The 21,338-nt window shown below is 33.2% G+C and carries 22 protein-coding genes and 2 tRNA genes; 16 read left to right on the top strand and 8 right to left on the bottom strand.

Annotation, left to right across the window (positions count from 1 at the left end; translation table 11 throughout):
- Positions 1 to 136 precede the first annotated feature (136 nt).
- Positions 137 to 1,111, bottom strand: coding sequence for a D-alanine--D-alanine ligase (locus P8H68_RS01710; RefSeq protein WP_300320828.1), 975 nt, complete (start codon positions 1,109 to 1,111; stop codon positions 137 to 139).
- Between the two features lie 91 nt (positions 1,112 to 1,202).
- Between P8H68_RS01710 and P8H68_RS01705 the strand changes: the two genes are divergently transcribed.
- The 8 genes from P8H68_RS01705 (at position 1,203) to P8H68_RS01670 (ending at position 9,510) form a co-directional block, all read left to right on the top strand.
- A complete protein-coding gene (locus P8H68_RS01705) occupies positions 1,203 to 1,757 on the top strand; it encodes a PASTA domain-containing protein (protein WP_300320825.1) in 555 nt (184 codons plus the stop codon).
- 1 nt (position 1,758) lies between these two features.
- Entirely contained in the window at positions 1,759 to 2,802 is a 1,044-nt protein-coding gene (locus P8H68_RS01700; protein WP_300320822.1) for an RluA family pseudouridine synthase, read from the top strand.
- A gap of 18 nt (positions 2,803 to 2,820) precedes the next feature.
- A complete protein-coding gene (yaaA, locus tag P8H68_RS01695) occupies positions 2,821 to 3,579 on the top strand; it encodes a peroxide stress protein YaaA (protein ID WP_300320819.1) in 759 nt (252 codons plus the stop codon).
- Between the two features lie 7 nt (positions 3,580 to 3,586).
- A complete protein-coding gene (locus P8H68_RS01690) occupies positions 3,587 to 3,943 on the top strand; it encodes a DUF2809 domain-containing protein (protein ID WP_300320816.1) in 357 nt (118 codons plus the stop codon).
- Positions 3,940 to 5,157, top strand: a complete 1,218-nt coding sequence (locus tag P8H68_RS01685; protein WP_300320813.1) for an ATP-binding cassette domain-containing protein — start codon at positions 3,940 to 3,942, stop codon at positions 5,155 to 5,157. Before P8H68_RS01690 ends, P8H68_RS01685 begins: the two co-directional genes overlap by 4 nt.
- A 175-nt stretch (positions 5,158 to 5,332) precedes the next feature.
- The gene (gene dnaK, locus P8H68_RS01680; protein ID WP_300320810.1) at positions 5,333 to 7,234 is read left to right on the top strand and encodes a molecular chaperone DnaK; all 1,902 of its coding nucleotides are present in this window, start codon (positions 5,333 to 5,335) and stop codon (positions 7,232 to 7,234) included.
- Positions 7,235 to 7,312: 78 nt separating this feature from the next.
- Positions 7,313 to 7,738, top strand: coding sequence for a secondary thiamine-phosphate synthase enzyme YjbQ (locus P8H68_RS01675; RefSeq protein ID WP_300320807.1), 426 nt, complete (start codon positions 7,313 to 7,315; stop codon positions 7,736 to 7,738).
- 263 nt (positions 7,739 to 8,001) lie between these two features.
- Positions 8,002 to 9,510 carry a DEAD/DEAH box helicase gene (locus P8H68_RS01670; RefSeq protein ID WP_300320804.1) on the top strand — a complete coding sequence of 503 codons (1,509 nt, stop codon included), beginning with the start codon at positions 8,002 to 8,004 and terminating at the stop codon, positions 9,508 to 9,510.
- Positions 9,511 to 9,576: 66 nt separating this feature from the next.
- Here the strand turns inward: P8H68_RS01670 and P8H68_RS01665 are convergent, their stop codons facing one another.
- The 5 genes from P8H68_RS01665 to P8H68_RS01645 form a co-directional block, all read right to left on the bottom strand.
- On the bottom strand, positions 9,577 to 10,365 hold the full coding sequence (locus P8H68_RS01665; protein WP_300320801.1) for a carboxypeptidase-like regulatory domain-containing protein: 789 nt from the start codon (positions 10,363 to 10,365) through the stop codon (positions 9,577 to 9,579).
- 109 nt (positions 10,366 to 10,474) lie between these two features.
- Positions 10,475 to 10,558, bottom strand: a tRNA-Leu gene (locus P8H68_RS01660).
- Positions 10,559 to 10,614: 56 nt separating this feature from the next.
- A tRNA-Lys gene (locus P8H68_RS01655) sits at positions 10,615 to 10,687 on the bottom strand.
- Between the two features lie 162 nt (positions 10,688 to 10,849).
- Entirely contained in the window at positions 10,850 to 11,347 is a 498-nt protein-coding gene (locus tag P8H68_RS01650) for a phosphoribosyltransferase family protein (RefSeq protein ID WP_300320799.1), read from the bottom strand.
- A 63-nt stretch (positions 11,348 to 11,410) separates the two neighbouring features.
- Positions 11,411 to 11,812: an RNA-binding S4 domain-containing protein gene (locus tag P8H68_RS01645; RefSeq protein WP_300320797.1), complete on the bottom strand. Its 402-nt coding sequence runs from the start codon at positions 11,810 to 11,812 to the stop codon at positions 11,411 to 11,413.
- A gap of 92 nt (positions 11,813 to 11,904) precedes the next feature.
- On the opposite strand from P8H68_RS01645, the gene P8H68_RS01640 reads away from it, so the two are divergent.
- Positions 11,905 to 12,861: an FKBP-type peptidyl-prolyl cis-trans isomerase gene (locus tag P8H68_RS01640; protein WP_300320795.1), complete on the top strand. Its 957-nt coding sequence runs from the start codon at positions 11,905 to 11,907 to the stop codon at positions 12,859 to 12,861.
- Positions 12,862 to 12,903: 42 nt separating this feature from the next.
- On the opposite strand, the gene P8H68_RS01635 is transcribed toward P8H68_RS01640, so the two are convergent.
- Positions 12,904 to 14,361 carry an aminoacyl-histidine dipeptidase gene (locus P8H68_RS01635; protein WP_300320793.1) on the bottom strand — a complete coding sequence of 486 codons (1,458 nt, stop codon included), beginning with the start codon at positions 14,359 to 14,361 and terminating at the stop codon, positions 12,904 to 12,906.
- A gap of 14 nt (positions 14,362 to 14,375) precedes the next feature.
- Positions 14,376 to 15,005 carry an NAD(P)H-dependent oxidoreductase gene (locus P8H68_RS01630; RefSeq protein ID WP_300320791.1) on the bottom strand — a complete coding sequence of 210 codons (630 nt, stop codon included), beginning with the start codon at positions 15,003 to 15,005 and terminating at the stop codon, positions 14,376 to 14,378.
- A gap of 146 nt (positions 15,006 to 15,151) precedes the next feature.
- Between P8H68_RS01630 and P8H68_RS01625 the strand changes: the two genes are divergently transcribed.
- From P8H68_RS01625 to P8H68_RS01595, 7 genes are all read left to right on the top strand, one after another.
- Positions 15,152 to 16,456: a DUF2851 family protein gene (locus tag P8H68_RS01625; RefSeq protein ID WP_300320789.1), complete on the top strand. Its 1,305-nt coding sequence runs from the start codon at positions 15,152 to 15,154 to the stop codon at positions 16,454 to 16,456.
- A gap of 157 nt (positions 16,457 to 16,613) precedes the next feature.
- Positions 16,614 to 17,363: a hypothetical protein gene (locus P8H68_RS01620; protein ID WP_300320787.1), complete on the top strand. Its 750-nt coding sequence runs from the start codon at positions 16,614 to 16,616 to the stop codon at positions 17,361 to 17,363.
- A 298-nt stretch (positions 17,364 to 17,661) separates the two neighbouring features.
- Positions 17,662 to 18,399: a hypothetical protein gene (locus tag P8H68_RS01615; protein ID WP_300320784.1), complete on the top strand. Its 738-nt coding sequence runs from the start codon at positions 17,662 to 17,664 to the stop codon at positions 18,397 to 18,399.
- A gap of 175 nt (positions 18,400 to 18,574) precedes the next feature.
- Complete coding sequence (locus tag P8H68_RS01610) at positions 18,575 to 19,297, top strand: hypothetical protein (protein WP_300320781.1); 723 nt, start codon at positions 18,575 to 18,577, stop codon at positions 19,295 to 19,297.
- A 21-nt stretch (positions 19,298 to 19,318) separates the two neighbouring features.
- A complete protein-coding gene (locus tag P8H68_RS01605) occupies positions 19,319 to 19,966 on the top strand; it encodes a hypothetical protein (protein ID WP_300320778.1) in 648 nt (215 codons plus the stop codon).
- A 162-nt stretch (positions 19,967 to 20,128) separates the two neighbouring features.
- Positions 20,129 to 20,872 carry a hypothetical protein gene (locus P8H68_RS01600; RefSeq protein WP_300320776.1) on the top strand — a complete coding sequence of 248 codons (744 nt, stop codon included), beginning with the start codon at positions 20,129 to 20,131 and terminating at the stop codon, positions 20,870 to 20,872.
- A 137-nt stretch (positions 20,873 to 21,009) separates the two neighbouring features.
- Positions 21,010 to 21,338: hypothetical protein (locus P8H68_RS01595; protein WP_300320774.1), on the top strand; the 329-nt coding region annotated here is incomplete at its 3' end.

The following is a 21,338-nucleotide window of genomic DNA, read 5'->3' as shown; positions in this document are numbered from 1 at the left end:
TGATTGAGGTTTTTTTGTGTGCCTTATTTTGAACAAACAAAACAACTATATTAAGTAGGAAATAATTAAGATTACAAAAAAAATCCCTTTATCATTACATAAAGGGATTTAATATTTGAAGATGTAAGAAAGTATTTCACTTAATTCGCTCAATCGTATCAGTGATCAATTCCATTAAAGATATTCCTGCTATTTCTGCTTGTTGCGGTAATAGACTAGCTTCTGTCATACCGGGTACAGTGTTCATTTCTAAAAAATAAGGTTCATCCCCGATAAAAATAAACTCAGATCTAGAAAAACCAGACATATTTAATGAGTTATAGATATGCTTCGCTGCTTCGGTAACTTTTACCTCTTGTACAGGTGTAATTCTTGCTGGTGTTATTTCTTGTGATTTTCCAAGATATTTAGCTTCATAATCAAAGAAGTCATTTTCTGAAACAATCTCAGTGATAGGTAAAACTTTTACCTTTCCTTTGTATTGAATAACCCCTACAGATACTTCTGTTCCATCTAGAAAAGATTCAATAAGTATTTCTTTATCTTCTTTAAAGGCTATTTCTAAGGCTGTATCTAGTTTTTCTATGTCATGTACTTTACTAATTCCGAAACTAGAACCTGCATTGTTAGGTTTCACAAAACAAGGAAGTCCCACTTTTGCAACAATGTTTTCATTAGAAAAAGAGTCCCCTTGATTTAAATAGATAGAAGTGGCTGTTTTGATGCCATATTGTTTTACTACACTTAAACAGTCTCTTTTGTTGAAGGTAAGGGCCATTTGATAAAAGGGAGCGGAGCTATATGGTATATTCAACATATCGAAATATGCAAGTATCTTTCCATCTTCACCAGGTGTTCCATGAATAACGTTAAACACAAAATCAAAAGATATTTTATCATTGTTAATAGTTGCAGAAAAGTCATTTTTATCTATTTCATATTCTTTATCATCAGAATGAATCAATACCCATTTTTTTTCTGAGATATGAATTTTGTAAGGATTGTATGTATCAGTGTCGATATGGTTGTAAACAACGGTTCCGCTTTTTACTGATATTTCATGCTCTGAGGAAAACCCACCCATGATAACTGCAATGTTCTTTTTTGTCATAAAATTGGACTAAGAATTAGGTTTCAAAAATATCAAATAATATTTAATAAGGTACCTATTCGTTTTATATCTTTGTTCAAAATAGTGAAAAATGAGTTTAGGGAAATACGTCATCAGTAAACAGTTTTTAATTCAGGTATCCATTGCAGTTGTAATGTTGATCATAGTATTTTTTGGATTGGTAAACTGGCTTACAGCAACAACAAATCATAATGAGGAAATAAAAGTTCCTGATTTAGCAAAATTGAGTGTTGATGTTACTGAAAAAAAACTTGCTGCTTTGAATTTAAGAATGGAAGTGATTGATTCTGCAAGTTATAATCCTAATTTTCCTAAAAAATCAGTAATAAACCAATTTCCAGAAAAAGGGGCTTTGGTAAAAGAAAATCGTAAAATTTATTTGACTTTGAATCCATCGAAATTTGGAAAAGTTGAAATTCAAGAATTTTACGGTAAAACAAAAAATGAAGTGATTGCACAATTAAAATCATCTGGTTTTACCATCGGTAGAATTTTGTTTATTCCGGATATTGGACGAAATGTAGTGAGAAGGTTAAAATGTGATGGGAAGTTATTAAAGAGAGGTGATAAGCTAGAAAAACATTCTGTAATAGATGTGATTTTAGGTAATGGTAAAGGGAAGTAGGATGTTAGAACAAGGAGTAGAAAATAATGAATTAGAGAATGAAGATCAGTTTGAACATTATAGATTTGTTGCTGCTGATGGACAGGTACCGTTGCGTGTAGATAAATTTTTAATGAATTTTATTGAAAGAGCGACTAGAAATAAAATTCAAGAAGCCGCAAAAGCAGGCAAAATTTTTGCGAATGACTTAGCTGTAAAATCTAGCTATAAGGTAAAAGCCAAAGATGTTATTACGGTGGTTTTAGAATCTCCACCAGTGGAACATGAATTAGTTGCTGAGAATTTGCCAATAGATATCGTATATGAAGACGATGCTTTGATTGTGGTGAATAAAAAAGCGGGTATGGTGGTTCATCCTGGTCACGGAAATTATACGGGTACACTAGTCAACGGTTTGATGTATCATATTGAAAACTTACCAAAAAACAGTAATGAACGTCCTGGTTTAGTTCATAGAATTGATAAGGATACTAGCGGATTGTTGGTTGTTGCAAAAACCGTGGAAGCGATGACTTTTCTAGCAAAACAGTTTTTTGATAAAACTACAGAAAGAGTTTATCATGCTTTGGTTTGGGGAAATCTTGAAGAAGATGAAGGCACGATAGAGGGGAATATTGGTAGAAGTTTAAAAAACAGATTGCAAATGTCTGTTTTTCCAGATGGTGATTTTGGAAAACCTGCGGTGAGTCACTTCAAAGTATTGGAAAGGTTCAATTATGTCACTTTGGTGGAGTGTCGTCTAGAAACAGGACGAACACATCAAATACGTGCACATTTTAGATACATTGGGCATACATTGTTTAATGATGCTAGATATGGAGGTGATGCTGTTCTTAAAGGAACCACTTTTACAAAGTATAAACAATTTGTAGAGAATACTTTTAAAGAATTACCAAGACAAGCCCTACATGCAAAAACGCTGGGGTTTGTTCATCCTACTACAAAAGAAATGATGAGATTTACCTCAGATACACCTGAAGATATGTTGAAAGCATTAGAAAGATGGCGTGCTTATACTATCAACACAAAAGAAGATCTTAAATAAAATATTGATTCAATTCCTATGAAAATAGTTATATCTCCAGCAAAGTCTTTGGATTTAGACTCTGTAATTCCAACAAACAGTTTCAGTCAACCTCAATTCCTTGAAGAATCTGAAAAGCTTTCAAAAGTTTTAAAAAAGAAGTCACCAAAAAAAATAGGGGAACTGATGTCAATTTCAGCTAAGTTATCTGAGTTGAATTGGCAAAGGAATCAGGATTGGGAATTGCCTTTCACAACAGAAAATGCAAGACAAGCTGTTTATGCTTTTAAAGGTGATGTATATATTGGTTTGGATGCATACACAATTGAAGATAATAAATTAGAGCAATTGAATGATAAGTTGCGTATTTTATCGGGTTTATATGGTGTTTTGAAGCCATTTGATTTGATTCAAGCATATCGTTTAGAAATGGGGACCAAGTTGAAAGTAGGTACAAAGGATAACTTATATCAATTTTGGGAAAATAAAATTACCGATGCTTTGAATGCTGAAATGGAAGAAGGTGAACTTTTGGTAAATTTGGCAAGTAACGAGTATTACAAGGTGGTAAAACCAAAATTAATTGAAAATACTATAGTGACTCCTCAGTTCAAGGATTACAAAGATGGCAAATTAAAAATGATTTCCTTTTTTGCGAAAAAAGCGAGAGGAATGATGGTGAGATATATCATTGATAATAATATTAAGGACATTGAGGGCTTGAAAGGGTTCAATAGTGATGGATATGGTTTTAGTGAAGAATTGTCATCTGAAAATGAATTAATGTTTGTGAGGTAAAAAATCTATGCGATTTCATAAAACCAAAGCTTGGATATCCTTAGGTTTATTAATCATTGAAATACTTATTGCCTTATTTTTTACAAGAGGTTTTATTAGATCTTTTATGGGTGATGTACTTTCGGTGTGTCTGCTATATGTTTTGGTCGGAACTTTTTTTGATTTTAATAAATTAAAACTAGGTTTGTCTGTTTTAATCTTTGCCTTTGCTGTCGAATTTGCACAGTATTTTAAATTGACAGAATATTTGGATTTTGAAAAAGGCAGTTTTGGTTATATAGTATTGGGAGCTACTTTTGATTTACTTGCATATGGTTTAGGGATTATTGTCTGTTTGATTTTTGATTATAAAATAAAATTATGAATAAATTGTTTGTTGAGCATGCCGTAATTTTATTGGAAAAGGATCAGAAACTAAAATTTGAATCTTTTTTATTAAAAAACTCCTCAAAAGAGACTACCTATTTTTCTGTTAGTTACATAAACAAATTGGTAGAAGAAGAATCTAAAAGAGACACATCTGTTATAATTGAGCGAGAAGGACAAGCTTTGCGTTCCATGTCAAGCGGTGAAAGAAAAATAGCGGTTTTAAAATATTTATTGAGTTTACATCCCAAGGTTTTGGTTGTTGATACGATTCATGAAAATTTAGATGCAAAGAACTTACTTCTTATAAATACTTTATTAAGGGAATATTCAGAGAGCGGTATTTTAGTGCAACTGATCACAAGAGAGACAAAACCGGTGTTGCCAAATGCAGCGCATTGGATATTTAAGGAGGTTTTTTTAGAACCTTATCATAAGAAAATCACTTCTTTTTTTTCAAAGGAAAAATCAGCATTTGCAAAGGTGAAGATTCCGAAAACGACGACAGAATATACTTATGACTATAACTTGTTAGTTAAATTAACGGATGTTACGATTAAATTTTTTGATAAGGTTGTTCTTAAAAAAATCAATTGGGAGATTGATTTAGGTGAATTTTGGCAGTTGGTTGGTGAAAATGGAAGTGGTAAAACCACCTTATTATCATTAATAACCGGAGATAGCCATAAAGCTTACGGACAGAATATTATTTTATTTGATAAATTAAAAGGTACCGAAGAGAACGTTTGGGAAATCAAACAAAAGATAGGCTACTTCACACCCAATATCACTGAATTGTTTAATCGACGACATTCCGTTTTACATATGGTTTTATCTGGTTTTTATGATTCCATTGGTTTGTATGTAAAACCTTTAGACAGACATGTGATATTAGCCAAGGAGTGGATTGAATTGATTGGATTAACTGAATCTATGAATAGCACATTTATGACATTACCTTTGTCTCAACAGAGAATGGTTTTGATTGCAAGAGCGATGGTTAAGCATCCACCTTTGCTTATTTTAGATGAGCCAACATCTGGTTTAGATGCTAGTAGTACTCAGTTAATAGTAAGTTTGATTAATAAAATTGCTCAAGAAACGAAAACAACGATTATATATGTATCGCACCGGATGGAGACGGGATTGACTCCTGATAAGACTTATGAATTGTCAAAAACAGCTGATGGATCTGTAGGAAATATTCTTTGATGTTTTTTATTTATGTGACAAGTTCGTCATACTTTTACACTTTTTTTACCTTAAAAATGACATCCTGTCATTCTAGTAAAATATAATATGACATTTTTTGAATGATTTATTGTTGGCACAAAGATTGACTATAGCTAATCGTAAATTTGATATAAACAGATTAAATATAAATATTATGAGTAAGATTATTGGAATCGATTTAGGAACAACAAATTCATGTGTTTCTGTAATGGAGGGTAATGAGCCAGTTGTTATCCCTAATGCAGAAGGAAAAAGAACTACACCATCTATAGTTGCATTTGTAGAAGGAGGAGAGCGTAAAGTTGGAGATCCTGCAAAAAGACAAGCAGTTACAAATCCAACAAAAACGATTGCATCTGTAAAGCGTTTTATGGGGAATAAATTTTCTGAATGCTCAAATGAGGTTTCAAGAGTGCCTTATAAAGTTGTAAAAGGAGATAATGATACACCAAGAGTTGATATCGATGGTCGTTTGTATACTCCACAAGAAGTTTCAGCAATGACACTTCAAAAAATGAAAAAAACGGCAGAGGATTACTTAGGAGCAGATGTTTCTGAAGCAGTAATTACTGTACCAGCATACTTTAACGATGCACAACGTCAAGCTACAAAAGAAGCGGGAGAAATTGCAGGTTTAAAAGTACAAAGAATTATCAACGAGCCTACTGCAGCTGCATTGGCTTATGGAATTGATAAAAAAGGAACTGACCAAAAGATTGCTGTATACGATTTAGGTGGGGGTACATTTGATATTTCTATCTTAGAAATTGGAGAAGGAGTATTTGAAGTATTGTCGACAAATGGAGATACACATTTAGGAGGTGATGACTTTGATGAAGTTATTATTGACTGGTTGGCTGAAGAATTCAAATCTGAAGAAGATGTAGACTTACGTTTAGATCCTATGGCTTTACAACGTTTGAAAGAAGCTGCTGAAAAAGCAAAAGTTGAATTATCATCTTCTGCTCAAACAGAAATTAACTTGCCATATGTAACAGCTACTGCTGCAGGACCTAAGCATTTAGTAAAAACGTTAACACGTGCTAAATTTGAGCAATTGGCTGCTGAGTTAGTAACACGTTCTATGGAGCCGGTAAAGAAAGCATTACAAGATGCTGATTTATCAACTTCTGAAATTGATGAAGTAATCTTAGTAGGAGGTTCTACTAGAATTCCTGTAATTCAAGAAAAAGTAAAAGAATTCTTTGGTAAAGAGCCAAATAAAGGAGTGAACCCTGATGAAGTTGTTGCAATTGGAGCTGCTATTCAAGGTGGAGTTTTAGCAGGTGATGTAAAAGATGTATTGTTATTAGACGTTACACCTTTATCATTAGGAATTGAGACTATGGGGAATGTATTCACTAAATTAATTGAAGCGAATACTACCATTCCAACAAAAAAATCTCAGGTGTTCTCTACTGCTGTAGACAACCAACCATCTGTTGATATCCATGTATTACAAGGAGAAAGAGCGATGGCTGCTGATAACAAAACTATTGGACGTTTCCAATTAACAGATATTCCACCTGCACAAAGAGGAGCACCTCAAATTGAGGTAACTTTTGATATTGATGCTAATGGTATCATTAAAGTATCTGCAGTTGATAAAGCAACAAACAAATCTCAAGAAATTAAGATTGAAGCTTCATCTGGATTATCAGAAGAGGAAATTGCTAAAATGAAAGCTGATGCTGAGGCAAATGCTGATGCAGATGCAAAAGCAAAAGAAACAGCTGAGAAGTTGAATACAGCGGATCAAATGATTTTCCAAACGGAAACTCAATTGAAAGAAGTTGAAGGAAAACTTCCTGAAGATAAAAAGGCACCAATTGATGCTGCTTTGGCTGAATTGAAAACAGCACATGCTGCTAAAGATATTACAGCGATTGATACAGCAACGGAAGCTTTGAATACTGCATTGCAAGGAGCTGCTGCTGAATTCCAAGCTGCTGCACAACAAGCACAAGGTGGAGCTGATGCTGGAGCACAGCAAGCTGAGCCAAGCGCAAGCAACGAAGATTCTGTTGAAGACGTAGATTTTGAAGAAGTAAAATAATTTACTTTTGAAATACTAATTATAAATAGCCATTTGGAAATGTCCAAATGGCTATTTTTTTTTATCAATTGAAAAATTATGACGGTTATACAAAAAGAATTTGCACTAACAGCTAGAAGTAGGGGATATCATTTGATAACAAACGATATACTTGCAGCGATACCAGAAATTAAACAAATTAAATATGGTCAATTACAGGTTTTTATAAAACATACTTCTGCAAGCTTAACGATAAATGAAAATGCGGATCCGACAGTGCGTGAGGATTTTGAGGCACATATCAACAAGATGATTCCTGAGAATATGCCCTATTATAAACATGATTACGAAGGCGCAGATGATATGCCAGCTCATATAAAAGCTTCTATGTTGGGATCATCCGTAACAATTCCCATAACCAATGGAATATCAAATATGGGAATTTGGCAGGGGATTTATTTAGGTGAACATAGAAATTATGGAGGAGAAAGGAATATAGTATTGACTTTAATGGGTAATTCTTAAATAAAGAAATGAATAATCATTGTTTGGGTTTTTATTAAATAATCTTATATATAAAGTTTCTTTTGTATCAATATTTAGTTTGTTGATAGTCAGATATTGACTTTTGTCTGTCTTAATATCATTCCATGGAATTGCGAAATATAATTTTTACGTACAGATTTTTAACAAAATGGTAATTAAAATAGTTGTCAAAGCATTTCTTTTTACCTAATAAAGTACCTATTTTTGCAAGGTTTCACATTATACACAAAGAGATTTAAGATTTGACAACTTCTACATCCAAAAAAAATACAGGAAAAGAGTTATACGATTATCAGAAAGAGGCGTTGAGTCAGATTTTTGGTAAAATAGAAGATAACCCAGAGAGTTATAATTTGGTTTATCAATTGCCAACAGGTGGTGGTAAAACCGTAATTTTTTCCGAAATAGCGCGTCGTTATATTGAGGAAACAGGAAAGAAAGTTTTGATTTTAACGCATAGAATTGAACTATGTAATCAAACTTCTAGAATGTTGACTGAATTTGATGTAAAGAATAAAATTATCAATAGTAACGTTAAGGAACTTCATGATCAAGACGAATATATGTGTTTTGTGGCCATGGTTGAAACCTTAAAGAACCGTTTGAACGACGACAAGTTAGAGTTGGATCAGATAGGTTTGGTGATTATTGATGAGGCACATTATAATTCCTTTAGAAAATTATTTAAGTATTTTGAAAATTGCTTTATTTTAGGTGTAACGGCAACCCCGTTGAGTTCTAATATGAAGTTGCCAATGAATGAAATTTACAATGAATTATTGGTGGGGGAACCTGTTCAATCATTGGTGGATAGAGGATTCTTGGCAAAAGCAACGACTTATACTTATGATGTAGCCTTAGGAACATTGAAAGTTGGTATCAATGGAGATTATACTGTAAAGTCTTCTGAAGAATTGTATTCAAACAATTTGATGCAAGAAAAGTTGTTGTATGCCTATGAAGAAAAATCTTTGGGGAAAAAGACGTTGATTTTTAATAATGGTATCAATACATCCTTACATGTGTATGAAACTTTTAAGGCAGAAGGATATGACGTGATGCATTTGGATAATACCAATTCCAAGCAAGAAAGAGAATTTATATTAAAATGGTTTAAGGAGACTCCTAATGCCATTTTAACATCGGTAGGGATTTTGACAACTGGTTTTGATGAACCTTCAGTAGAAACTATTATTTTAAATAGAGCTACAAAATCTATTACATTATACTATCAAATGATTGGTAGGGGATCTCGTGTAATTGGAGATAAAAAAGATTTTACCGTTTTGGATCTAGGTAATAACGCTGCCAGGTTTGGTCTATGGGGAACTCCATTAGATTGGAGAAAAATATTTAGTTCTCCATTGTACTATTTAGATAATTTAATTGGTGATGAAGATATTGAACGTAATTTTACGTATACAATGCCTCCTGAAATTAGAGCTGAATTTCCAAATTCTACAGATTTCTATTTTAACGTAAAAGAGGAATATGACAAGGCTATCAAAATGAATATTAAGTCAAAGATAGTTTTGGATAAATCTATTGAGCAACACTGTAAATTGTGTGTTGAGAATAGTGAAGATGTTTTTGATGCTCGTATTTTATCTAGATTATTACAAGATGATATATCGGATAGAATTAAAAAATACTCTTATTGTATTATAAAGAGTACTAAGAATTATATTCAGTGGCTTGAAGATGATTATAAGAGAAGATTGAGTACTATGATCAACCAAAGTTTTTCATAAGTACATACTATAAATAAAAAAGGCTAACAGAAATGTTAGCCTTTTTTTATTTATATAAATTATTATTTAATCTTGTTTTAAAGATCCTTCTTGGAGCGCTTTGTAGTTTTCATGACAATCTAAAATTGCTTCTACAACCTGTAAATCACTCGCGGTACGTATAAAGTATTCAGAATAATTACAATCATCTAATAACTCTTGTAATTGTTTCTCGTTCATATCCAAATATTCCATCATAACTTCTCTGTCAAACTTCTGGCCAAGGATTTCTCTCAACTCATCCTCATCCTTAAGCTTTTTTAGTTTTTTCAAAGATTTTGGCTTTTTACCAAACATATTGTACATAAAGTCCACAGGGTGGAAGATGGCAGCATTTAAAGAAGTAAAACTTTTAGGAGTTGGTTTCCCGGTTTCATAGGTTTGTGCCAAACCATTGATATGAATTCTTGTGTATTTGTCTTTAGGAACTTGCTTGATATCTACCTCTAAAACTCCAATCAGATTATGTGTCTTCACCGTAACCTCACCAATTTCATCTGCTTTTTCATATAATGTAATAGAGAGCTCATTTCCTTTAAGTAAATCGTTAGTGATTTTAAGTTTTATGGACTGATACCCGATATAAGAAATCATTATGGTATCGTTTACTGTTGCTGGAATGCTAAACTGACCATCAAAATTAGTAGTTGTACCACGAACAGAATTTAAGTTTAAGATATGAGAACCACCTAATGGCTCCTTTGATTTTCCATCTAAAATAACACCATTTAAATCAACGGATTTCTGAGTTTCTTGTGAAATCCCAAAAAAGCTGATAAAAGTAGCGAAAAGGAATGTTAGAACAATTTTTTGCATGATACAAGTATACTAATTATCAAAAGAAATGTTGTTAAAAATTTACGAAATTACGAACAGAAAATGATCCTAGTCTAGGATAGTAGTATTTCTTTTGTGAGAGTTTTTGTGCACACAACAGGACTTGAACCTGCACGTCCGTAAGGACACGAGCCCCTCAAGCCCGCGCGTCTACCAATTCCGCCATGTGTGCATTGGATAAAACCAATTTAAAGAAAAAAAGCTTTTCAATAATGAAAAGCTTTTTTGTGACCGGGCTGGGGCTCGAACCCAGGACCCTCTCCTTAAAAGGGAGATGCTCTACCAACTGAGCTACCAGGTCATGCAATGCGTTATTGCGAGTGCAAATATACTTCCATATTTTAATTCTGCAAGGAAATTAATATACTTTTTTAAGCTTTTTTTTATAAGAATTGTAAGCCATATAAAATCAGCAGAATACAATTTGAATAAATATAAAAATACAGCGAAAATTAGTTTGCGGTTACATCAGATAAGCGATTGCAGAATCTTTTTTAAACTCAACTTTTATATGCTCCTTAAGTGAAGTAGATAAAGATATACCTTTAAAGTCTGCTTTAACTGGATATTTTTTATGGTTTCTGTTTACTAGAACCGCTGTTTTGAAACGAATTAAAGATACCTCCAAAAAATGTTTTACACCATAAATTAAGGTAGATCCAGAGTTTAATACATCATCAATTAAAACCAAGGACTTATTTTCGTATGCATTTTTATCTATAGAAGTAGTGATAGCCTCTCGAGGATTTTTTTTATTGATGCTAACCTCACACAAAGTGATTTTTATCTCAGAAATTTCTTCCAGTATTTTTTGAATACGAGTTGCAAAAATGTATCCATTTCCACAAATACCAGCTAGAACAACTTCTTTTTCATTAACATTGTTTTCTAAAATCTGATACGCAATTCTACGTGTTTTATGAACGATTTGATCATTCGTAAGGATACTATTGTCTGTCATTATGTTCTGTTATTTCTTAGGTCAAATATATTGATTTCATTTAAAGCGTTGCGGAAAAATGATTTATTCTTCTTCCGTATCATCCATATCAATTAAAAATGGATCTTCATAATAGTCATCAATATCTCTTCTATCTTTTTTAGTGGGTCTTCCCACACCTTTTTTACGATAATAATCTTTTGAGTATTTCAGTAATTCTTGTGCGTCAAACTCTTCTTTTGGTGTGGTGTCCTTTCTATATAAGTCAACCAGTTTTGCCCCCATTCTGTTTTTAGGGATGTCTAAAACTTCGATTTGATAGTTTATTTGATTTTTTCGAATGGTGATTTTTTCTCCAATATAAACATCCTTTGCTGGCTTTACATTGGCACCATTTATTTTAATATGACCCTTTTTACAGGCCTCTGTTGCAAGAGATCTTGTTTTATAATATCGTACTGTCCAAAGGTATTTATCAATTCTCATTCAAAAAGTTAAAATGTTAAGATATACTTTTAACAAAGATAGGAAAATTGTACCTTGGCGCTTTTAAAAATATGCACATCAATTCAGAAATAATGAATAAGAATATTCTTTTAAGTTTATTAATAATAGCTACAATAATCATTGTTTCATGTAAGAAAGAAGATGAAGTTGTAATTCCTCCTTTTGATCATGAGGCCCAAATACCGATGGATCAGGATTCAATAAATAAATATTTAGCAAAACATTATTACAATACAAAAGATAGTGTTTTTTGGACTATTGGTGCAGGAAGTGAGGCTACAGGTGCCTTGCCAGTAGCAGATCAACTACCCTTAAATAAAGACACAAACTTGGATTCCATAGAAGGTATAGATGCAAATGGTACAGTGGCAGACTATAAAATGTATTATTATGAAATTGCTGAAGGAATTGATAATGGGAATATTGGATTTTCAAACCCTTCACCCGTAGATTCTGTTTTTGTTAAATATACAGGTACGTTATTAGATAGTACAGTTTTCGATTCTAGGGAAGATTATGCTATTTGGTTTACGTTACCGAATACGATTCAAGGTTGGGCCAAGGGGTTGCCTAAGTTTAAACGAGGGACTTTTGAAACTGATGTAGATGAGGATTTCATTTTTCATGACTCAGGAAAAGGATATATAATAATGCCATCTGGTTTAGGATACCAAAATGGTGGTACTGGTTTAATTCCTGCAAATTCTCCTTTGATTTTTAGAATAGAGTTAAATGATGTAAAACTTATCGATACGGATCTAGATATGGTTCCAACCAAGTTTGAAATTAATTATGACCTAGCGGGTAATATCACTACTTATAACACAGATGGGGATACTAAAGATGACTTTGAGGATGTAGATGATAATAATGACTTTAACTTGACTAAGGATCAAGTATTGGATGAATTTCCAAATGTTGATGCTAGAGGGAATGTGGATTTCTCTTACGAAACGGATTCAGAGGGGCAGTTGCAAATTGTCAGTCCAACTGGTGGAACACCTCAATATAAAATATTTCCCAATTAATTAAAGTAAATAAAAAAGCCAGACAAGTTGTCTGGCTTTTTTTTATTTATTAGGTATTCTTTTTAAAATTTCTAAAAAGAATTTCCAAAACTTTTCTGTGGATTTGATATTCACTTTTTCATCTGGGGAGTGTGCTCCTCGAATTGTAGGGCCAAAAGAAATCATTTCCATTGTAGGGTAGTGGGTGCCTAAAATTCCACACTCCAAACCTGCATGACAAGCCATTGTGTTGGGTTCTTCATGAAACAATTGTTTGTAGGTACTCTGCAAAATTGAACAGATCTCGGTATTCGGATTGGGTTCCCAACCTGGGTAATCACCAGAAATTTTGGAATTAAAACCTGCAAGCTCAAAAACACTTTGGATACTGTTTACAAGGTTTGTCTTTCCCGATTCTGAGAAAGATCTTGTAAGGCATGCAATTTCAAGGTTTCCTTTGCTAACAGTTATACGAGCGAGGTTGTTTGAGGTTTCTACCAATTCCGGTATTTTTGCATTCATTGAAAACACTCCGTTATGTATAGCAGCAATAGTGCGTAACAATGTTTTTTGAAAATCAGGAGACATACAAAGTTGTGGGTTGTCAATTTTAACAGCTGCTATCTTTAAATTCTTTTCTTGAATCTGAAATTCTTTAGTTAGTGTTGCTATTATATCTGCAAATGAATTGTCAAATTTTTGAATTTCTGACAGATCTAGACTAATGCCTGCTTTGGCTTCTCTAGGGATGGCATTTCTTAGGTTTCCTCCCTGGAAGCTCACCAAGTTAAAATTTATATCAGATTCAAGTTGTAGTAAAACTCTGTTGAGCAGCTTATTTGCGTTTCCTAAACCTTTATGAATATCCATTCCTGAATGTCCACCATTGAGTCCTGAGATAGAAATTTCAAAAGAAACCTCTCTGCTGTTTTTTATTTCTGGGTATTCTGTAGCTCCAGTAATATCAATTCCACCTGCACAGCCTATAGAAATCTCATCATCATCTTCTGTGTCAAGATTCAAAAGAATATCACCAGATAAAAAACCGGGCTGTAATTCCATGGCACCCGTCATGCCTGTTTCTTCATCAACTGTAAATAATGCTTCTATTGCAGGATGCTCCAAAGTAGTAGAGGAAAGTACAGCCATGATGGCGGCAACACCAATTCCATTATCGGCACCTAGGGTTGTTCCCAAAGCATGGATCCAACCATCGGTGATGTTCATTTTAATTCCTTCACTTTCAAAATCAAACTGTGTAGCATTATTTTTTTGATGCACCATGTCTAAATGAGATTGCAATACAACGGTTTTTTTGTTTTCAAAACCCTTGGTTGCTGGTTTTTTGATCAACACATTTTGAATGCCATCTACCTGAGTTTCTAAACCTAACTTTTTACCAAAGTCAACCATAAAAGCTACAATGCACTCCTCTTTTTTAGACGGTCTTGGGATGGCATTTAAATCTGCAAAATGATTCCATAATGCAGTTGGTTCAGTATTTCTAATCTCTTTGTGCATAAAGTGTTTCTTTGTTACATTTCTAAAATAATAGAGTCAAGTGGTTTTCTCACTTTTTTCAACTCGGCCATATAATCATCTTCTGCACGTTTCCCAACAGGTAACAATAGTACAGATTTTAAATTGTGTTGGTCTAAGTTCAATACCTTATCAAACTTATCAGGATTAAATCCTTCCATAGGACAACTGTCAATTTTTTGAGTGGCACACACTGTTAAAAGGTTTCCTAGAGCAATATAGGCCTGAGATTTAGCAGCTCGCAATAATTCTTCTTGTTCAGTTTTTTCAAAAGTACCTGTCAAATAATCTTTAAAAGGAGCTAAAATATCATCGGGAGTGTTTCTTATCTCTTTTACCAATTTAAAGTAGTTTTCTACATCTTCAACTGATGCTTCTTTTTGAATGCAAATCACAAATAAATGAGAGGCATCTGCGACTTGTCTTTGACCATAAGCATGGGAAACAAGTGATTCTCTTAATTCTTTGTTTTTTATTACAATCAATTTTATAGGTTGTAGACCAAAAGAAGTTGCTGTTAAATTGAACGATTCTTTTAATATATCCAATTGTTCAGAGTTAAGTTCAAACTCCGAATCAAATTTTTTAGTTGCATATCGCCACTGAAGGCTTTCTAGAATATCCATGCTTTGTGTTTTTTTAGATTACAAAAATAAGAGAATCTGATGATAGATGATGTAATTTTTTGTGGATATAGATTTTATTAATTGATGTGTATATCAATTGAAGTTATCATAATGTCGATGTTTTTTTCTAACTTAAATAGAAAACTATGAAAAGAATGGAACCTATAGCTTCAGGAGTTACGATCAATGAAGAGTTTTTATATTATTTATGGAAATTTAAATTATTCGACTTTCAACACATTCATACCTTAGATAACCAAAAAATTCAGATTCTTAAAGTTGGGACTTTCAATACCAATAGTGGTCCTGATTTTTTAAATGGATTGTTGGAGATTGGGCAGCAAAAGTGGGCTGGGAATATTGAATTTCATATAAAATCCTCCGATTGGTATGTTCACGGACATGAAACGGACAAAAATTATGATGCTGTTGTATTACATATTGTTTGGGAATATGATGTTCCTGTTTTTTATTCCAATCAATCTGAAATCCCGACTCTAGTTCTTAAGAATTTTGTGAGTCCAGGTATTTTAGAAAAGTATTATCAACTTTTTTCTCAGCAAGAGAAATGGATTTTATGTGAAGAAGAAATAGGAAACACCGATCCTTTTATAATGACGAGTTGGTTGAACAGACTTTATTTTGAACGACTTGAAAAAAAATATTTTGACATTTTAGAATTGTTAGACTCCAACAAAAATGATTGGGAGGCTGTCCTATTTGTTTTGATCTCTAGAAGTTTTGGTACGAAGATAAATGCAGATGCATTTATGAATCTTGCAAAATCTATTGATTATAAATTGATTCGGAAATATAGAAACGAAACAGGAATGCTAGAAGCACTACTTTTTGGGCAAGCTGGTTTTCTGGAAGAGCATAGTGAAGATGTTTTTTATGTGCACCTGAAATCGGAATATGAGTTTTTAAAAAGAAAACATTCCTTAATCCCCTTAAATAAGGAGCAATTTTTGTTTTTCAGATTGCGGCCTAATAATTTCCCGAGTATTAGAATTTCCCAGTTGGCTGTGTTGTATGAGGCACATACGCATCTTTTTTCTGAATTAATGAAGTGTAAGAAGTTAGATGATTATTATAAAATTCTAGAAACTGAGACTTCCCTTTATTGGAAAAATCATTATGTATTTGGAAAAATATCAATAGAAAAATCAAAAAATATTTCTAAATCATTCATGGATGTATTACTCATCAATGTAATAATTCCGCTGCAATATGCTTTTAGAAAATATAATTCTCAACATAATTTTGACGATTTAGAAAATTTTATTCATTCCATTAAAAAAGAGAATAACGCTGTTGTAAATAATTTTAGGGAAGTCGGTGTTTCTGTTACATCAGCCATGGATACTCAGGCGTTACTGCAATTAAAAAATGAATATTGTAATTACAAAAGATGTTTGCATTGTACGATTGGGCTGCAATTATTGAAATAGATGTCGTTTGTATGAAGCGAAATTTTCATTAAGTTTTCTTTAACATATTCAAAACGACATTTCACTTAGCAAATTTTCCATCTCACCTAGTTCTTACCAATTAGGCTTTCAAATGAATCTACATTTGTGTCATACTAATCATGTAAAAATTAATAAGATGAAAAATTTAGTAATGAGTACAAAGACGGTTTTGTTAGCCATATTAACAATAGGAATGTTAGTATCATGTAACGATGATACGAGTGAAACAGCACCTGTGGAGCCACAGGATCCTATAGAGGTTCAATTAGGCTTTGAAGGGTACACTTTAACGCCTGAGGGAGAAGGACAACGTAAAGTAGGAAAAATGGAGGATTCAAATATTCCTCACGTATACCAAACACAAGGATATACTGTTGAGATAACTGGAGGTGTTTCTAATGGTAAAGTTATTTTCTCTGGAATAGATTTAGCCGCACCAGAAGGGTTATCATTTACGGCAGTAGGAGATGTTAGTGTAAAAGTGTTTCATCCAGATTTTATTGAAGTCGCGGTAACAGAAGAGGCTTATTACGGTACCGAAAATCAGTCAATTACTTATGGAACAGCTGAGGCATTAATTACCACAGATTTAGTACAAGGTTTCGTTATTGTGACGGAGGGTGAAGGTGCTGAAAATGTAATTACAGGTTTAGATGTGAACACTGTAACAGGGAAATCTAAGGATGTACCTTATTACTCTGCGGATGCTAATTTTGTAGTGAATGTATATACTACAGGACAGGATTTGACTGGTACAGCTACCAATGATATTGGAGCAGGTGTAAGATTTACGGTAGATTCTAATGGACAATTGATAAAATTTGTTTTACCTGAATTTGGTGATCCAGAAGATGGTAATTTAAACCCTATTACACCGGTTAACTAAAGCTTAAAATTTTGATAAAAAAGGCAACAATTAATTGTTGCCTTTTTTTTGTGCTGTATTGGGAAGTCGTTTATTGATGTTCTGATAAACAACTCAAGCTTGTTGATTTCACAGTTACTTGAGCTATGTTAAAGTTTCTTTATGCTACGATACGATATCCTTAAGTTTTGTTAAAATGAGTTAAAGTTAACAAAATGACGTTTCAGTTTTCAATTAGTCCACTTCACCTTAATGTTTCAAAATAGAGGCCTGTATCACGGTACATTTGGGGTATACTAATCATGTAATAATTAAGAAGATGAAAAATTTAATAAAGAGTACAAAGACGGTTTTGTTAGCCATATTAACAATTGGAATGTTAGCATCATGTAATGATGACACAAGTGAAACGGCACCAGTGGAGCCACAAGATCCAATAGAGGTGCAATTAGGTTTTGAAGGGTATACTTTAACACCTGGACCAGAAGGACAACGTAAAGTTGGGAAAATGGATGATTCTAATATTCCTCACATCTATCAAACACAAGGTTATACTGTTGAAATAACAGGAGGTGTTTCTAATGGAAGTGTTGTGTTTACAGGGGTAGATTTAGCAGCGCCAGATGGGTTGTCCTTTACAGCTGTGGGAGATGTAAGTGTAAAAGTATTTCACCCAAGTTTTACGGAACTTGCAGTATCAGAAGAAGCGTATTATGGTACCGAAAATAAGACAATTACTTACGGAACGTCTACAGCAATTATTAAAACGGATTTGGTACAAGGTTTCGTAATCGTTACGGAAGGTACGGGAGCGGAAAATGTAATTACAGGTTTAGACGTGAACACCATTACGGGGAAATCTAAAGATATACCTTATTATTCTGCAGATGCTAATTTTGTGGTGAATGTTTATACTACAGGTCAAGATTTGACAGGTACAGCAGCCAATACGATTGGTGCAGGTGTTAGGTTTACTGTGGATTCAAATGGACAATTAATAGAATTTGAATTGCCAGAGTTTGGTGATCCTGAAGATGGAGATTTGATTCCTCAATAAAATTTTATAGTCGGATAAAGACAGCATGTTATTGTTGTCTTTTCCGATACAATTGACAGGAATTGATGACTGTAATTATAGAATATTTCAGTTGCCAATAAAGTTACTTCATCTAGAATTTTTCCAATGTGGAAAAAGCAAGAAGTACATTTGATTAAAATCAAAAGAAATAATTATGAAAACAATAAAATATAGAATACTGACTGTAATGTCTGTAATCGTTTTAGGACTATTGTCTTCATGTAGTGATAGTATAGTAGAAGAAGGCAGTCCGACAGAACCACAAGAACCAAGAATGATAAGTTTGGGGTTTGATGGTTTGATACTAACTCCAAATAAAGAAGGACTTTCTGCCAAATCAGATCCTTTACATACGTATGTGACTGATGGATATAATATCCAAATCTCAGGAGGGATTTCCCCAGAGGATTCCTATTTAACAAATATTGATTTGACTGAGGGGCTTACGCTAGAGGTAACAGGAGATATTGTAATGACAGTTTCACATCCTAGGTTTTATAGCAATAATGTTTTGCAAGAAGCTTTTTATGGGATTCAATCCTATACAGTTCCAACCGGTAGTTCAGACCACAATATAGTGCCATTGAATTTGGTACAAGGTTTTGTTATGGTTACTTCAGATGAAATGGCTGAACCGTTAATTACGGCCATTAGAATTCTTGGACAACCTGCACAATTAGATGTTGTGTATTATTTGGATACACCTGTGGTGGATGTAATTGTAGAAACAGATGGCTATGGAACTCTAAGAGGAGAACATAATACAGAGCTTGGAGAAGGTATACAATACAATGTAACCATTTCTGGGGACGGTATTGAGTTTACTTTTCCTGAGTTTGGAGATCCTGGAGATGGAGAATGGGGACCAGGATTTTAACCATGCTAAAAATGAAAAATTATGAAAACTACTATAAAAATATTTTTAGTTGCCATGTTAGGATTTCTTTCTGCCTGTAATGATGATGCCGAGATGGAGCCAGAAGTTCCCAATACTACAAGATATGTTTACATCTATTTTAATTTGCCTTATATGTCTGCTGTTTCAGAGGTTCAAACTCAAAGTACACATAATTATATAACAGATGGCTATACAATTCATTTATCTGGGGATATTTCAGAGGAATTTGAAACGATTAGCAATGTGAATTTATATAGCGCATTGAGGATTGAAACAACCGGAGATGTGGTCATTTCAGTGGAGCATCCAAATTATGATGCTTCTGGGATTTCTAAAGAAGCCTACTATTCAGTGGAAGAGGTTCCTTTAGAAACAGGAACTATAGAAGAATTGTTTTTAGATTTAGATTTTAAACAAGGGTATGTTCTTGTTACAACATCTGATCAGTTTGATTTGAATAAGTATAGTTTGGCAATTAATGAAATCGCAGCTGAATTTGAAACGACCTATTATTTGACGGAGCAGTACGTAATAAGTAAAATTTCGTATGATATGATGTCTGTTGAGATTGGGAATAACAATGCTATTGGAGAAGGTTATGTTTATTATGCCTTTGAGGATGAAAATGGCAATTTAAACTTCAAGTAAAGAAAATTTCATTATTAAAATAAGTTGATTGATGCCATATCTCGACTGTTTCACAGAATTAAAAAGGTGAGATAGCATAGTAATATATAGTTTTGAATATAGAAAACTAACAAAAAATGCCTGTAGATATGGTTTCTAGAGGTGTTTTTAAATTCTAAAACCATGAAAAATTATATAAAAAATAAATTTATCCTGCTAATCCTGGGCTTGGTAATTCTCAGTTTTCACTCTTGTAATCATACCAATGATATAGAGGAAGGAAATGTTGAACCCAATACGCCGGTAAAAACCATTGTGTTAGGCTTTGGGTTAGAATTAGAACCCGTATTAAAAAGCGCCAATAATAATGCAAAAACTACGGTTGCACATAATTATGAAAAGCAAGGTTATAAAGTTATTGTAGAAGGTGGGATTGTTGGAGGAAATCAGGTTTTTAAGCATGTAGATTTAACACAGAAGTTAGAGATACAGATAAATGGGCCGATTCAAGTAACTGTTGTGCACTTAGGTTTTAAAGAGAATGAACTTCAAGACAGGGCGTATTTTGGAACAGATTCTCAGGATATGAACCCGATAGAAGACCAAAATAACATAGTTGATTTGGAGCTAGTTCAAGGATATGTATCCATTACAACCTCTAGTTTTATTGAGGGCTTTGTGGAGCTCGTCACCATAGATAATGAAGCGGTTGATATGAATACTGTATACTATTCAGGGAAGCAAGGAGACGACATAAAAGTTAATATAACAGTGTTTGGACGAAGCTTAAAAGGGCAACACACAAATGTTTTGGGAGAAGGAATTATTTATGATTTAACGTTTTCTGACATTATCGGAAATGGAAGCAAAAAAACAGGGACTTTTTCTTTTGATGATTTGATATTAGATCAAATTCAAGTACAATGATTTTATAAGAGATTGAATGATCTCTCAATTCTTTATATAGTCTATTCGTCACTTGACCTAGTGGTTTGGTTGGTTCACATGAATCATTTCTTAGGTGTCTGCTAAGACTACTATCTTTATGCCATAATTATTTAAAAATGAAAAATCTAATTTACCTTATCTCAATTTGCAGTACGATCCTGATTTCATGTAATGATGAAAAAGGGGAAGTTGCTATCATTGAGAAAGGAGAATATAAAAAAACAGAGTTGAAGTTTTTGTTTCCAGAAATGGAAGTGATGAGTCAAGGGAATGATTCGCCTGCTGCCATTAATGATGACCATATCATCACTGGTTATAGAGTTCATATTACTGGAGATATTCATCCAAGTGATAAAAACTTTTCAGAGATAGATTTAAGTGAAGGCTTGGAGGTGTTGACTAATGGAAACATTGTTATAACTATTGAGCATCCAGATTTTGATCC

It is taken from the genome of Flavicella sp., from assembly GCF_029238425.1.
GTDB lineage: Bacteria > Bacteroidota > Bacteroidia > Flavobacteriales > Flavobacteriaceae > Flavicella.
Note: the sequence above shows the minus strand (reverse complement) of the source record. Positions and strands in the feature narration are given on the sequence as shown.